10 protein-coding genes are annotated in these 13,794 nt (G+C 73.1%); all 10 read right to left on the reverse strand.

The features are described from left to right. Window positions 1-2 precede the first annotated feature (2 nt). Complete coding sequence (locus AC4IHM_RS21860; protein ID WP_490868699.1) at window positions 3-2,759, reverse strand: serine/threonine-protein kinase; 2,757 nt, start codon at window positions 2,757-2,759, stop codon at window positions 3-5. A 22-nt stretch (window positions 2,760-2,781) separates the two neighbouring features. After that, a complete protein-coding gene (locus AC4IHM_RS21865; RefSeq protein WP_490868700.1) occupies window positions 2,782-4,107 on the reverse strand; it encodes a coiled-coil domain-containing protein in 1,326 nt (441 codons plus the stop codon). Window positions 4,108-4,166: 59 nt separating this feature from the next. Further along, window positions 4,167-5,159 (reverse strand): glutamate ABC transporter substrate-binding protein, encoded by a 993-nt coding sequence (locus tag AC4IHM_RS21870; protein WP_490870895.1) that lies wholly within the window; start codon window positions 5,157-5,159, stop codon window positions 4,167-4,169. Window positions 5,160-5,272: 113 nt separating this feature from the next. Further along, window positions 5,273-6,736: a GlnX family signal transduction membrane protein gene (locus tag AC4IHM_RS21875; protein WP_490868701.1), complete on the reverse strand. Its 1,464-nt coding sequence runs from the start codon at window positions 6,734-6,736 to the stop codon at window positions 5,273-5,275. Window positions 6,737-6,926: 190 nt separating this feature from the next. After that, window positions 6,927-7,898, reverse strand: coding sequence for an N-acetylglucosamine kinase (locus AC4IHM_RS21880; RefSeq protein ID WP_490868702.1), 972 nt, complete (start codon window positions 7,896-7,898; stop codon window positions 6,927-6,929). Then, window positions 7,889-9,154, reverse strand: a complete 1,266-nt coding sequence (locus AC4IHM_RS21885) for a 6-phospho-beta-glucosidase (protein WP_490868703.1) — start codon at window positions 9,152-9,154, stop codon at window positions 7,889-7,891. The genes AC4IHM_RS21880 and AC4IHM_RS21885 overlap by 10 nt, the downstream gene beginning before the upstream one ends. A gap of 4 nt (window positions 9,155-9,158) precedes the next feature. After that, window positions 9,159-10,049 carry a carbohydrate ABC transporter permease gene (locus AC4IHM_RS21890; RefSeq protein ID WP_490868704.1) on the reverse strand — a complete coding sequence of 297 codons (891 nt, stop codon included), beginning with the start codon at window positions 10,047-10,049 and terminating at the stop codon, window positions 9,159-9,161. Then, window positions 10,046-10,990, reverse strand: a complete 945-nt coding sequence (locus tag AC4IHM_RS21895; RefSeq protein ID WP_490868705.1) for a carbohydrate ABC transporter permease — start codon at window positions 10,988-10,990, stop codon at window positions 10,046-10,048. Before AC4IHM_RS21895 ends, AC4IHM_RS21890 begins: the two co-directional genes overlap by 4 nt. A gap of 6 nt (window positions 10,991-10,996) precedes the next feature. After that, complete coding sequence (locus AC4IHM_RS21900) at window positions 10,997-12,343, reverse strand: ABC transporter substrate-binding protein (RefSeq protein ID WP_490868706.1); 1,347 nt, start codon at window positions 12,341-12,343, stop codon at window positions 10,997-10,999. Window positions 12,344-12,409: 66 nt separating this feature from the next. Continuing rightward, window positions 12,410-13,621 (reverse strand): ROK family transcriptional regulator, encoded by a 1,212-nt coding sequence (locus AC4IHM_RS21905; protein ID WP_490868707.1) that lies wholly within the window; start codon window positions 13,619-13,621, stop codon window positions 12,410-12,412. Window positions 13,622-13,794: the final 173 nt, after the last annotated feature.

Below are 13,794 nucleotides of genomic sequence, written 5' to 3' on the forward strand. Positions count from 1 at the left end.
AACTACACCCACGTCCGGGGGCGGTAACGGTTGGCACGTTCCACCAGGTCGATCCTCTCCTCGCCGTCCCGCGCCAGGCGGGCCAGCGTGCGGTACGAACGCTCCAGGCCGAAGCGCAGGCCCCGTTCGTCCAGGCCGCTGTCGAGCAGCGTCCGTCCCCCGGCGGCGGAAGGGACGGAACCCCGTCCTCCGGAGAGTACCCAGTCCAGCGCGCAGCCGAGGACCTCGGCCGACAACTGCTCGCGCCGCGCGGGATCCAGACCGTACACGTCCAGCGCCTCGACCTGCCGCGCGGCGGCGCTCAGATCGTCCAGGAACACCAGGTCGCCCGCGGCCGCCGTGCGCTGCCGCAGCCGCGCCCGTACCGCCGCCACGCGCGCGGCCGTGCAGTGGATCGACGACTCCGGCACCGACTCCAGCGTCCGTACGGCACCGGTGCGGTCGCCGCCGGCGAGCTGGACCCGGGCCAGCCCGAACGCCGCGCTGACATGGCTAGGGTCGGACGACCACACCAGGCGGTAGTACTCGGCGGCGTTGTCGAGCTGGCCCAGCACCTCCGCGCACAGGCCGAGTGCCAGCTTGGGCGCGATTTCGCCGGGGAAGGCGTCGTAGATCGCGTCGAAGGCCAGCGCGGCGCCCTCGTGGTCGCCGGTCACCAGCCCGGCCAGACCGCGGTACCAGACCACCCGCCAGTCGTCGGGGTGCTCGCCCTCCAGGGTTTCCAGCGCCTCCAGCGCGCCGGGCGCGTCGCCGTTCTCCAGCCGGGCCCGGATCTGCCGCAGCCGGGTCTCGGTGGACGGCGCGGGCGCGGCGGCCAGCGCGGTCAGCAGCTCGGCCGGCGCGGAGGCCATGAGGCCGGCCAGGAAACCCGCGTTGGGGTCGGCGGCGTCGACCCGGGGGACCGGCAGGGCGAGCGCCGCGGTGGCCGCGTCGGCCGACTTCACCAGCCCGAAACCCCCGCCCGCACCGCCGAGACCGCCGCCCGCGCCCACGGCCCCCGCCACCGGACCGCCCGCCCCACCGGCCGAGCCGACCCCGACCCCGCCGCGCGCCCCGACGCCCGCGCCGCCGTACGCCCCGCCGGACGTACCGACCGCCGTCCCCGTGCCGCCCGGTGCTCCGATCGCCGCGCCGGTGCCGCTCGGCAGGGCGGGGGCCGGTGCCGTGCCGAGCGGCGGCCCGGCCGGGGTGCGGCGGCGTCCCGGCCTGGGCGTGCGGGCGCCCAGCCGGGAGACCTCCCCGTCCAGCCGTGGGAACAACTCGGTGTCCGTCACCCCGACCTCGGGCCCGAACAGCGTGGACACGGCGGGCCGGGCGCGGCCGGTCTGGAGGGAGACCACCTCGCGCAGCACACCCGTGAGCTGTTCCGCCATCTCCTGCGCGGAGGCGAACCGGCGGGCCGGATCGGGGTCGGTGGCCCGCACGAGCAGCCGGTAGAACGACTCGTAGTGCCGGAAGACGTCGATCGTGTCGGGGTCCGGCAGCGAGTCGGCGTAGACGCTGGTGTAGCCCTGGAAGTCGAACGTCAGCACGGCGAGCGTACGCCCGACCGTGTAGAGGTCGGAGGCCACCGAGGGGCCAACGTCGGCGACCTCCGGCGCCTGGTAGCCCACCGTGCCGTAGATGGCCGACTCGTCGTCGTCCATCCGGCGCACCGCGCCCATGTCGATCAGCTTGAGCTGGTCCTCGGTCTGGATGGCGTTGTCGACCTTGAAGTCGCAGTACAGCAGCTTGCGGCTGTGCAGATGACCGAGCGCCTCCAGCGCCTCGATGCCGTACGCGCAGGCCTGTTCGACCGGCAGCGGGTCGCGTCTGCCCGCCGGGGAGCGCCGCGCGTTGGCGATCTCCTTGAGCGACTTGCCGCCGACGTACTCCATGACGATGTAGCCGTCGAGGGAGCCGGTGCGCTGGTCGAGGTGCTCGACGAAGTTGTAGATCCGCACGATGTTGGCGTGCTCGATCTCGGCGAGGAACCGCCGCTCGGAGATCGCCGCCTCCATCGCGTCCTGGTCGCCGGTGTCCAGCAGGCCCTTGAGGACCACCCAGCGGTCGGAGACCGCCTTGTCGACGGCGAGGTAGATCCAGCCGAGCCCGCCGTGCGCGAGGCAGCCCACCACCTCGTACTGGCCGTGCACGACGTCCCCGGCCGTCAGCTTGGGCACGAACGAGTACGGGTGGCCGCACTTGGTGCAGAAGCCCTCCGTGCGGCCCGGCCGGTCACCGCGCCCCCGGCCGACCGGCGCCCCGCAGTCCGAACGGGAGCAGAACCGCTTCCGCTCCTGCACCTCGGGACGGTCCATGACCATCGCGCGCGGGTCGGGCCGCGGGACCGCCGGGACCTCGACGAGCCCGGCGCCCAGCCGCCCGCGCCCGGAGGAACCGGTGCTCGAACCGGAGCTGCGCACCGACACCGAACGCCCCGTCGACCGGCCCGACACCGCCCGCGAGAGCCGGCCCGACACGGAGCGCCGAGACTTCGAAGACTGGGACGACTGGGACGATTGGGGGGACTGCGACGACCGGGACGACTGCGACGACGTACGCGAACTGCGGGCGCCGGAGCGTGAACCGCCGCTGCCCGTCGAACCGCGCGAGCCCCGGCCGCCCCCGGTGACGCCGGTCGGCGTCGAACCGATCATGCCGCCCGCGGCGACGACCGGCGCCAGACCGCACGTGTCGCAGTACAGCTCGCCGCCGCCCATGTCCTCGTACGAGCCGTCGCAGCCGGGACGCTGACACGTCTGCTGTGCCTCACTCATGACGCTGCCTCCCCCTTCTCGCTCATGCGCCGGGCCCCGTCCGGTCCACCGGCCCGCCCTGACCGGGCACGCGCCGGGCGGAGCCGAGCAGGTCGACCGCCGCGTGCTGGTAGCGCAGCACGGCCTGTTCGGCGACGCGCAGGTCGCAGGGCGCGCTCCACAGCATGCGGCGCGCCTTCTCGTACTTCTCGACCAGCTCGGGTTCCTCGGCGAAGCCGAGGCGGGCCACCTTGGCCTTGTACGCGTCGAGCCGGCCGCGCAGTTCGGCGCGGACCGCGAGCGGTGCGGTGACCGCCGTCAATGACTCGCGGGCGCGCAGCAGTTCGTCCTCGGCCTTCTCCTCAAGGGACTCCAGCAGCGGGGACAGCCGGTGCCACTGGGCGTGCCTGCGGTACTCGGCGGCGGCGGCCAGTTGCTCCTGGAGCACGATCGGCGGCCCGCCGACGACCGGTACCTCCGTGGCGGCGATCTTCGCGAGCACCTCGCCGCGCGCGGTGCGGGCCTCGGCCAGGGTGCGGTCCGCGCGCGAGAGCACGTCCCGCAGCCGCACGATCCGCTGCTCGGCGTCCTGGCGCACGGCCAGTACGGCGTCGATCTCGCGGCGCACGTCCTCAAGGGCGCGCGCCTCCCGGTCGTACACCGTGGTGTCGGGCCGGCCGCCGCCCGGTGCCGAACTGCCCTCGGCGGGCAGCCAGAAGGCCAGCGGGTCGGACACCACCCGCTCGCGCAGCCTCGTCAGGGTGCGTGTGATGCGCTCCAGGTCGTCACCGGCCGGGTGCTCGCCGGGGCGCACGCCCACGGAGTGCGCGAGGCGGCGGGTGCGCTGGAGTTCGGCGGCGAGCAGATCGATCCGGGCGGGCAGCGCCGACCACACCGCGTCGGCGGCGACCACCATGTCGAGGGAGGCCGCGTAGAGCTGGTTCATCCGGTCCACCAGCGCCACCAGCGAGTACCGCTCGCTGAGCCGGCCGGGACCGCCGTTCGGCGCCGGCGCGTTGGCGGCGGCGCCGGCCACGGTGACCGCCTCGCCGCGCAGCAGCTCCGTCAGGTCGGCCAGGTCCTCGCGGCTGGACCAGCGGCGCCGGGAGCGGATCTCCCGGGCCGTGCGCAGCGCGCCCGCGTAGGCGTCGAAGTAGGTCCACAGCAGCGTGATCGACGCCTCCGCGGCGGCCCAGCGCTCGCTGGTGACGCCCGTGAGTTCGGCGCCTTCGAGGAGTCTGCGGCCCGCGTGGTCCTGGAGGGCGAGGAGCGAGGTCTCGATGGCCTCGTGCTCCGCGCCGAGCCGCGCCAGCGCACGGTCCACCTCGTCCCGGTCCATCACCGGCCCGGTGGGTCCCGTGTCGCCCATCGATCACCTCTCGCTGTCGCGGACTTGTGCGTGCTCTTTGCCTGCGGTGCGGTTCTCGGTCAGCTCGTGCGCAGATACTCCGGGGCCGGCGGTTCGGACTGCGCCGGGTCGGCGCCCATGGTCTTCGACAGCCACTCCTTGTACGAGTGCTGCCAGCCCTCCGACTTGTCCGCGCGCCACTCCTCAAGTATCCGGTTGACCCGGCGTACCAGATCGTCGGCGTCGTCCTTCATCGCCACGCCGTAGTACTCCGTGGTGAAGGCCTCGCCCTTCAGTTCGACCGTCGGGTCCTGCGCGGCCTGGCTCGCGGCGAGCGCGCCGTCGGTGACGACCGCGTCGACCTCGCCGAGCTGGAGCCGTACCAGGCAGTCCAGTTGGTTGGGCACGGTGGTGCTCAGATCGGCGTCGGCGGCCGGCCGGCCGGCCGACAGGTCCCGCTTCAGCGTGCTGAACGCGGTGGAACCCGCCGCCGTGCAGATCTTCTTGCCGGCCAGGGTGCCGTCGTAGCCGGTGATCGGGGACGACTTGGGGGCCAGCAGTTGCTGGCCGGTCCTGAAGTAGGGGGCGGAGAAGGCGACCTTGTCCAGGCGGTCGCAGGTGATGGTCATGGTGCGCACCACCATGTCGACCCGGCCCTGCTGGATCGCGGGCTCGCGCTGGTTGGTGGGGATCGCCCTGAACTGCACGGCGTTCGGGTCGCCGAGGATGTCCTGCGCTATGCGGTGCGCCAGGTCGATGTCGAAGCCCTCCAGTTCGGCGTCACCGCCGCGGTTCGGGTCCCGGTAGCCCCAGCGGTAGCTGTTCTGGTCGACGCCGACGATCAGCTTGCGCTTCTCGCCCTTGCGGTTCTGGATGGCCTCGATGGTGGGGCCGGCGGCCGCGGACGGGGAGAGGGTCTGCTTCTCCGGTGCCGCGCACTCCTGGGCGGCCCGCGCCTGGCTGCCGTGCGCCGCGCCGTGGCCGCCCGTGGTCCCCGCGCCGGCCGCGCCGTGCGAGCGGACCATGGGCAGGAGCAGGGCGAAGAGCACCGCGAGGGCGCAGGCGAACGCCATCGCCCCCACTCCGCCCCAGCCCTTGAGGCCGGTCCGCAACCGCCGCGCACACGTGCTCAAGCCCTCTTTCACGGCCACCCCTTCCCACCGGCCCGCCGGGTCCGCGCCCCGCTTCACCGGTACTCCGACAGCCTGCGGCCGATGCCCAGCACCGCGCCGGCCGCGCCCAGCACGGCGAGGACGCCCGCACCCTCCGGCAGATGTCCCAGGGCGCCCAGGCCGTCGCCCGCCGCCTGCTTGAATTCCTTCTCCTCGTGGGCGATGGCGAGGGCGAGCGAGTCGTCGACGCCGTCGAAGCACTCGACCGTGGCGCCCTCGCCGCCGATCACCAGGTTCAACGCCTGCTGGTAGTTGCCGTACTCGTCCTGCTCACGGGCCGACGCGTGCCGCTTCTTCCACTCGGCCATGTTGTCGTTGGCCGCCTGGACCGGCTCTCTGCCCGCCGCGTCGTCGGCGAGCCGCTCCGCCTCGGCCAGGCCCGCGCCGAGCGCCTTCATGTTCTGCCCGAAGGTCCAGTCGTAGGCGTCGTACGTCTTGTCGCCGACGGTCTTGGTCTCCGCGCCGCGGGACACCAGGGTGAGGTTCTCGTTGCCCCGGGCCTTGAGGGAGGCGATGCGGGCCTCGTTCAACGCGTTCAGGGAGCGCACGCCGTGCTCGTAGGAGGCGGTCAGGTTCGAGCGGGCGACGCCGTGTCCGACGACCAGCCACAGCAGCACGATCGCGGTGGCGGCGGTGGCGGCGACCAGGCCGTGGTTCAGGACGCGGTTGGTGCGCCGGTAGTTGCGGTGCTGCGCCCAGGCCAGCGCGGCCAGGGCGAGGAGGCCGAGGGTGATCGCCGCCCAGGGGTAGGGCTTGGCGTCGCCGTAGTCGGCGTTCAGCCGCTGGTTCTCCCGCTTGTAGAGGTCCTCGGCCGCCGGGAGCATCTCCTGCTGCATCTTCTCGTTGGCGTAGCGCAGATAGGCGCCGCCGACCGGGAAGCCCTGCCGGTTGTAGGTGCGGGCGCGCTCCACCAGGCCCTTGTACTCGGGCAGCAGGCGGTTCAGCTCGGCGATGGTCGCCGCGGCCGGTGAGTCGGCGTCCGAGTTGGCGGCCGCCTTCACGAGCCCCTCGGCGGCGGTCCGGATGCCGTTGTCGTACCGGTCGCGGGAGTCCCTGGTCTCCTGGCCGCCGGCCAGGAAGTTGCTGGAGGCCGCGGTGTTGGCCTCGGCGAGGGAGCGGTAGATGTCGGCCGCGGCCGAGCTGAGCGGCTGGCTGCGGTGGAGCACGTCGTCGGCCGCCGCGGACCGGTCGTTCATCTGCCAGGCGGTGACGGCGCCGAAGGCGACGACGAGCGCGGCGAGCAGCGCGCCGATGATGCGCAGCCGCCCCGGTTCGGTGACCGCCGCCGCGCGCAGCCGGTCCACGCCCTCGGCGAACGCGGTACGGCGGGGCGCCGCGGGCGGGGAGGCGGGCGCGAGGGGAGAGCCGCCGCCGGAGCGCTGCCGCGGCATCGGCGGGGGCTGCGGCGGCGCGGCGGGCAGGGTGGACGCACCCGTGCGCGGCGGCGGCGCCGCGCCGCTCTTCGGCGGTTGAGTCACTGCTGACCTCCCCCATGGTCATCCGTCGCCGCAAGTATCGCTGCCCGCACCGACATTCGCACCGGCCTTCACCCGATCTTGATGCGTCCCGGCGTTCCGCACCACCCCTGCCCATGAATACGCCACCGGAACCGGTTCGGTTCCCCCGCCCCGCGCCCGCCCCCTCCAGCCCCTCCCGTCCGGCGGAGTCTCAGACGGCGAAGTGCTCCCGCGCCCGCGCGTGGGCCCCGGGAGCGGCCCCCGCCCGGTCGAGGCCCAGCAGCACCGCGCCCAGCACGGGCCGGGCCGTCACCACGCGCGGGACGGCCCTGGGGGCGCGGGCCGCCAGCAGCTCCCGTATCCGGTCGTCGAGTTGCGGATGCCGTGCCGCCAGCACACCGCCGCCCAGCAGGACCGGCGCCGGTTCGGCCAGCAGGCCGAGGCGGGCCAGCGCGACCGTGGCCATGGCCACCACCTCGTCGGCCTGGCGGTCGACGACCGAGCGGGCGAGCGGGTCGCCGTCCGCCGCCGTGGCGAACAGCACGGGGGTCAGCTCGTGGCGCCGGGCCGGCTCGATGTGCCGCAGGTGCAGGGCCTCGATGAGGGCGTACATCGAGTCGAGCCCGAAGTGGGCCGGCAGGGCGCGGGCCAGCTCCGTGGGCCCTCCCCGGCCGTCCTCCGCCCGCGCCGCGTGCCACAGCGCCTCCTCGGCCAGCCCCCAGCCGCCGCCCCAGTCGCCGGAGAGGCGTCCGACGGCGGGGAAGCGGGCGGTGCGGCCGTCGGGGCGCATGCCGACGCAGTTGACGCCGGCCCCGCAGACGACGGCGACACCGAGCGGTTCGCGCACCCCGGCCCGCAGGATCGCGAACGTGTCGTTGCGTACGTCCACACTCGTGCCCCACGCGCGCGCGTGCAGCGCGGCGGCGAGCCGCTCCTCCTCCACGGGCAGGTCGGCGTTGGCCAGGCACGCCGAGACATGCTCCACGGCGGTCACGCCGGCCTGCGCGAAGGCCCGCGTCACCGGCTCCGCGAGGGCGTCCACGGCCCGCCCGACGCCCACCGCGTGCGGCCTGAAGGCACCGCCGCGAGCCGTGGCGAGGACCTCCCCGCCGGCCGCCACCACGGCCACGTCGGTCTTGCTGTTGCCCGCGTCGACGGCGAGGAGACTCGCGGTCACGCCCACGCCAGGTGCTCCCGGTTGTGCGCGATCAGCCGGTCGGTGAGCCGCTCGGCGTACGTGTAGTGGCCGACCAGGGGGTGGGCGAGCAGCGCCCGGAACACCCGGTCCCGGCCGCCGCGCAGGGCCGCGTCCAGCGCGAGGTCCTCGTACGCCGTCACATTGGCCATGAGCCCCGCGTACAGCGGGTCCACGGCGGGCACCGGCAGGGGAGCGGCGCCCTTGGCGCCCACCGCGGCCTGCACCTCGATCACCGCGTCGTCGGGGAGGAAGGGCAGCGTGCCCCGGTTGAGGGTGTTCACCACCTGGTAGGGGGAGCCGGTGCCGCCGAGCAGGGCGGCGGCCAGGTCCACGGCCGCCTCCGAGTAGTAGGCGCCGCCCCGCTCGGCGAGCAGGGCCGGTTTCTCGTCCAGCGCGGGATCGCCGTACATCTCCAGCAGCCGCCGCTCCATGTCGGCGACCTCGGCGGCGCGCGAGGGCCTGGTGCGCAGTTCCTCCACGACCTCGTCGTGGGCGTAGTAGTAGCGCAGGTAGTAGGAGGGGACGACGCCCAGCCGGTCCAGGAGGGGCCTGGGCAGGCGGAGGCCGGCGGCGATCTCGTGCCCGTGCACGGCCAGCAGCCGGGGCAGGACGTCCTTGCCCTCGGGGCCGCCGAGCCGGACGGCGGTCTCCCAGGTGAGGTGGTTGAGGCCCACGTGGTCGAGGTGGAGGTCGGCGGGTGCCACCCCGAGCAGGGTGGCGAACCTGCGCTGGAGCCCGATCGCCACGTTGCACAGGCCGACCGCCCGGTGCCCGGCCCTGAGCAGGGCGCGGGTGACGATGCCGACCGGGTTGGTGAAGTCGATGATCCAGGCGTCCGGGTTGGCCCGGCGGACCCGTTCGGCGATGTCCAGCACCACCGGCACGGTGCGCAGCGCCTTGGCGAGGCCGCCCGCGCCGGTGGTCTCCTGGCCGACGCAGCCGCACTCCAGGGGCCAGGTCTCGTCCTGCTGCCTGGCGGCCTGGCCGCCGATGCGCAGTTGGACCAGGACGGCGTCGGCGCCGTCGACGGCCGCGTCCAGGTCGGAGGTGGTGACGATCCGGGCGTCGTGCCCCTGCCGGGCGAGGATGCGGCGGGCGAGGCCGCCCACCAACTCCAGCCGGTCCGCCGCCGGATCGACGAGGACCAGTTCCTCGACCGGCAGCGTGTCCCGCAACCGGGCGAAGCCGTCGATCAGTTCGGGCGTGTAGGTCGAACCGCCGCCGACCACGGTGAGTTTCATGTCGTCAACCCTTCACTCCGGTGAGCGTGACACCCTCGACGAACGCCTTCTGCGCGAAGAAGAACACGAGGATCACGGGGGCCATGACCAGTACGGTCGCGGCCATGGTGAGGTTCCAGTCGGTGTGGTGGGCGCCCTTGAAGGACTCCAGTCCGTAGGAGAGGGTCCAGGCGCCGGGGTTCTCCGAGGCGTAGATCTGCGGGCCGAAGTAGTCGTTCCAGGCGTAGAAGAACTGGAAGAGCGCCACGGCCGCGATGCCGGGCCTTGCCATCGGCAGGACGACCTTCAGCAGGGTGCGCAGCTCCCCGCAGCCGTCCACCTTCGCCGCGTCCAGGTACTCGTCCGGGATGGTCAGCAGGAACTGCCGCAGCAGGAAGATGGAGAAGGCGTCGCCGAAGGCCGTCGGGACGATCAGCGGCCACAGCGTGCCCGACAGGTCGAGCTGCTTCGCCCAGAACAGGTACATCGGGATGACGACCACCTGCGGGGGCAGCATCATCATCGAGATCACCAGCATCAGGGACAACCGCCGCCCCCGGAACCGGAACTTGGCCAGCGCGTACGCCACGGGCACGGACGACACGACGGTCAGTACGGTGCCCAAACCGGCGTAGAGCAGCGTGTTGCGCCACCAGGTCGGGAAGCCGGGGGTGTCCAGGACCGCGCGGTAGTTGCCCCACTGCCAGGTGTGCGGCCACAGGTCGCGGGTGAGGGCCTGCTGGTCGCTCATCAGCGAGGTGAGGACCACGAACACGAACGGCAGGGTGAAGAAGAGGGCGGCGGCAACGCCCAGACTGTGCACGGCGATCCACTCCAGCAGGGCGCGCCGGCGGGCCGCGCGCCGTTCGGTGGGCGGGGTGCCGGCCGCCACGGGGCGTTCCCGTACCCGGGTCATCGGTCACCTGCCTGGATCAGACCGCCCCGGCGGCGCATCAGCAGCGCGGTGAACGCCATGGCCAGCGCGAACAGCACGAGCGCGACCACGCAGGCGGCGCCGTAGTCGAAGCGCTGGAAGCCGAGGTTGTAGACGAGCTGGGGGAGGGTGAGGGTCGACTTGTCCGGGTAGCCGGGCTCGAAGGACTGGCCGGAGCCGCCGACGATCCCGGAGGCGACCTTCCCCGCGACCAGCGGCTGCGTGTAGTACTGCATCGTCTGGATCACGCCCGTGACCACGGCGAACAGCACGATGGGCGAGATGTTCGGCAGCGTGACGAACCGGAACCGCTGCCAGGCCGAGGCCCCGTCCAGCTCCGCCGCCTCGTACTGCTCCTTCGGCACGTCGAGCAGCGCGGCCATGAAGATGACCATGAGGTCGCCCACGCCCCACACCGCGAGCGCGGTCAGCGCCGGTTTGGACCAGGCGGCCTCCGTGAACCAGCCGGGCGCCGGCAGACCGAGGCCCTCCAGGACGGAGTTGACCGGTCCGGTGCCGGGGTTGAGGAGGAAGACGAAGGCCAGCGTGGCGGCGACGGGCGGGGCGAGGCAGGGCAGGTAGAAGAGGGTCCGGAAGACCCCCGCACCCGATCTGATCCTCGTGACGAGCAGGCCGACGCCGAGCCCGAACACCACCCGGCAGGTCACCATCACCAGGACCAGCCACAGGGTGTTGCGCAGGGCCGGCCAGAACAGCGGGTAGTCCTGGAAGACGTACGCCCAGTTGCCCAGGCCCCGGAACTCCGGGACGCCGAAGCCGTCGTACCTCATCAGCGAGAAGTACACGGTGGACACCAGGGGATAGGCGAAGAAGACGCCGAACCCGACGAGCCACGGTGACATGAAGGCCACCGTCCCAAGCGCCGAGGAACGGCGCTTGGCGCGGAGTGTGTTGGTGGCCATGGACCGCTACTTCGCCTGCTCGATGTCGCGGTCGATCTGCTCGGCGGTCTTCTTGAGCCCCGCCCCCAGGTCCTTCACCCTGCCCGACTCGTACTGGTAGCCGAAGTCCTGGAGCGTCAGCTGGTACGTGGCGCCGTTGACGGCGGCCGGCGGGGAGTTCGACTCGGGGTGCTGGGCGATGTCCAGGAAGGTCTGGAACGCCGGATCGGTCTTCAGGCCGGGCGACTTCAGGGCGTCGAAGGTGGAGGGCACGTTGCGGATGGCGTTGGCGAAGGCGACGACCGCGTCGGTGTCGGTCGTCATGTACTTCACCAGCTCCCACGCCGCGTTCTGCTTCTTGCTGCGCGGTGCGATGCCCATCACCGTGCCGGAAAGGAAGCCCTTGCCGTACTCGTCCACCTCGTCGTCGGCGACGGGCATCGGCGCGGTGCCGATCTCGAAGTCCGTCCCGGCGTCCTTCGCCATGCCGAGCCGCCACTCGCCGTCGAGCTGCATGGCCACCTGGCCGGTGTGGAAGGGGTGTTCGGCGCCCCACTCGTCGCCGAAGGTGTTGCGGTACCGCTCCAGTCTCGCGAATCCGCCGAGGTCGTCGACGAGTTTCTTCTGGTAGGTGAGCATCTCCGCGAACGCCGGGTCCTTGGCGATGTTCGACTTGCCGTCCGCGTCGAAGTAGGCGTGGTCCCACTGGGACATGTAGTGGTCGACGACCGTCTCGTAGCCGTGGTAGTTCGGCATGAAGCCGAGCCGCTCGTAGCCGTCCCCCCTGGGCTTCGTCAGCTTCTTCGCCACCTCGGCCAACTCCGACCAGGTCTTCGGCGGGGCCTTGATGCCGGCCGCCTCGAAGGCGTCCTTGTCGTAGTAGAGGCCGTACGCGTCGCCGAGCAGGGGGAGGGCGCAGCGCGTGCCCTCGAACTGGGTGTACTCCAGCATCGGCTTCGGGATGAGCGCGTCCAGGTCGAGCTTCGACTTCTCGATGAAGGGCTTCAGGTCGAGGAAGGCGCCCGAGGAGCAGAACTTGCCGATGTTGGAGGTGGTGAACGAGGACACCGCGTCGGGGCCGCTGGAACCGCCCGCGCGCAGGGCCTGGTTGAGCTTGTCGTCGTTGATGTTGCCGACGACCTCGACCTTGATGTTGGGGTGCGCCTTCTCGAAGCGGTCCACGTTCGCCTGTACGGCCTTCACCTCGGCGGGCGCGCTCCAGCCGTGCCAGAAGGCGATGGTCGTCTCGGCGTCCGGGTCGTCCGTGGCACCGGACGCCGGGCCGTCCGCCTGACCGGTACAGGCGGTGGCGAGCAGGGCGAGGGAGGCGGAGGCGGCGACCACGAGGGCCGCCTTTCTGGATATTCCGGGCATGGCGGATCTCCCTGGGGCGGGGACGGAGTGGTGCGGGGTGCCGAGGAGGGGCGGGGTGGGGCGGGCTCAGCGGGAGGTGTCGAAGACCTCGTCGCGGGTGGTCGCGAGTGCGCTCTCCAGCGCGCCGCGCAGGACGGGGTGGTCGGTCACGCCACCGACCACGAGCCGGGGCCGGGACGCGGCCAGTTCCTCCAGCTCGTCCCGGACCAGGTCGCGCAGCGCCTCGCCGCCGGCGGTGAGCGAGGTGCCGCTCAGGACGACCAGTTCGGGGTCCAGCACGGAGACCAGGGAGGCGAGGCCGGTGGCCAGGCGGGTGGCGTAGGTCCGCAGGAGGCGGCGGTGCGGGTCGTCGCCGGCCTCCGCGGCGCGGGCCACGAGGGCGGCGGCGGCCTCGGGGTAGGGCCCGGAGGGCACCGAGGGGACGCCCAGCTCCCGGGCCAGTCCCGGCAGCGCCTGGGAACCGGCCAGCTCCTGGAAGCCGCCGCTGCCCGTGCGCCTGACCTTGCGGACCAGCGGGGCGCCCGGCACGGGCAGGAACCCGACCTCGCCGGCGCCGCCGGTCCAGCCGCGGTGCAGCCGGCCGCCGAGGACCAGGGCGGCGCCCAGGCCCTCCTGGTTCCACAGCAGGACGAAGTCCTCGTGCCCCCGGGCGGCGCCGAGCCGCTGTTCGGCCACGGCGGCGAGATTGACGTCGTTCTCGTACTCGACCGGCATCGGCAGCGCGGCGGCGAGTTCGCCGAGGAGGGTGGGGGAGTGCCAGCCGGGCAGATGGGAGGCGTAGCGCAGCCGCCCGGTGCCCGGGTCGAAGGCGCCCGGGGTGCCGATGACCAGGCGGCGGACGTTGTCCCGGGTGAGTCCGGCCGCCTTCACCGCGCCGTCGAGGGCGTCGGCGACCTGCCGGACGACAGGGGTGGCGGCGCGCCGGCGCGGGGTGGGGAGGCGGTACCGGCCGACCGTGCGGCCGGTGATGTCGGCGACCGCGGCCAGGACGCGGTCCGGGGTGACGTCGAGGCCGGCGGCGTACGCGGCGGCCGGGTTGACCTCGTAGAGCTGGGCGCCGGGTCCAGGGCGGCCCTCCGTGGTGCCGCCGGCCAGCACGAGCCCCGCGGCCTCCAGGCGGGCCAGGAGCTGGGAGGCGGTCGGCTTGGACAGGCCGGTGAGCTTGCCGATCCGGGTCCGGGACAGCGGCCCGTGCTCCAGCAGGAGGTCGAGGGCGGCCCGGTCGTTCATGGCGCGCAGGACGCGTGGGGTGCCCGGTGTGCCGGCGGTTCCTGCCATGCGAGTCCACACCTGCCTCTCGGCCGCTCAGCCTTTCAGGGGGCGGAGGGCGAAGTCCACCGCGGGCTCATTGGAAGCCCACGGGGTGCCTGCCGCACCGACCGCCGGGAAACGTCTGTTAGGAAAGTTTCCTGTTGGTCGAGAACGTAGGCCGCCGGGCAGGGGCCGTCAAG

Source organism: Streptomyces sp. SL06, assembly GCF_058244745.1.

Excerpts from the sequence above, each read along its gene's own strand:
- AC4IHM_RS21900 (WP_490868706.1), bottom strand. The coding sequence starts at position 12,343 with ATGCCCGGAATATCCAGAAAGGCGGCCCTCGTGGTCGCCGCCTCCGCC.
- AC4IHM_RS21860 (WP_490868699.1), bottom strand. The coding sequence starts at position 2,759 with ATGAGTGAGGCACAGCAGACGTGTCAGCGTCCCGGCTGCGACGGCTCG.
- AC4IHM_RS21905 (WP_490868707.1), bottom strand. The coding sequence starts at position 13,621 with ATGGCAGGAACCGCCGGCACACCGGGCACCCCACGCGTCCTGCGCGCC.
- AC4IHM_RS21890 (WP_490868704.1), bottom strand. The coding sequence starts at position 10,049 with ATGACCCGGGTACGGGAACGCCCCGTGGCGGCCGGCACCCCGCCCACC.
- AC4IHM_RS21870 (WP_490870895.1), bottom strand. The coding sequence starts at position 5,159 with ATGGCGTTCGCCTGCGCCCTCGCGGTGCTCTTCGCCCTGCTCCTGCCC.
- AC4IHM_RS21865 (WP_490868700.1), bottom strand. The coding sequence starts at position 4,107 with ATGGGCGACACGGGACCCACCGGGCCGGTGATGGACCGGGACGAGGTG.
- AC4IHM_RS21895 (WP_490868705.1), bottom strand. The coding sequence starts at position 10,990 with ATGGCCACCAACACACTCCGCGCCAAGCGCCGTTCCTCGGCGCTTGGG.
- AC4IHM_RS21885 (WP_490868703.1), bottom strand. The coding sequence starts at position 9,154 with ATGAAACTCACCGTGGTCGGCGGCGGTTCGACCTACACGCCCGAACTG.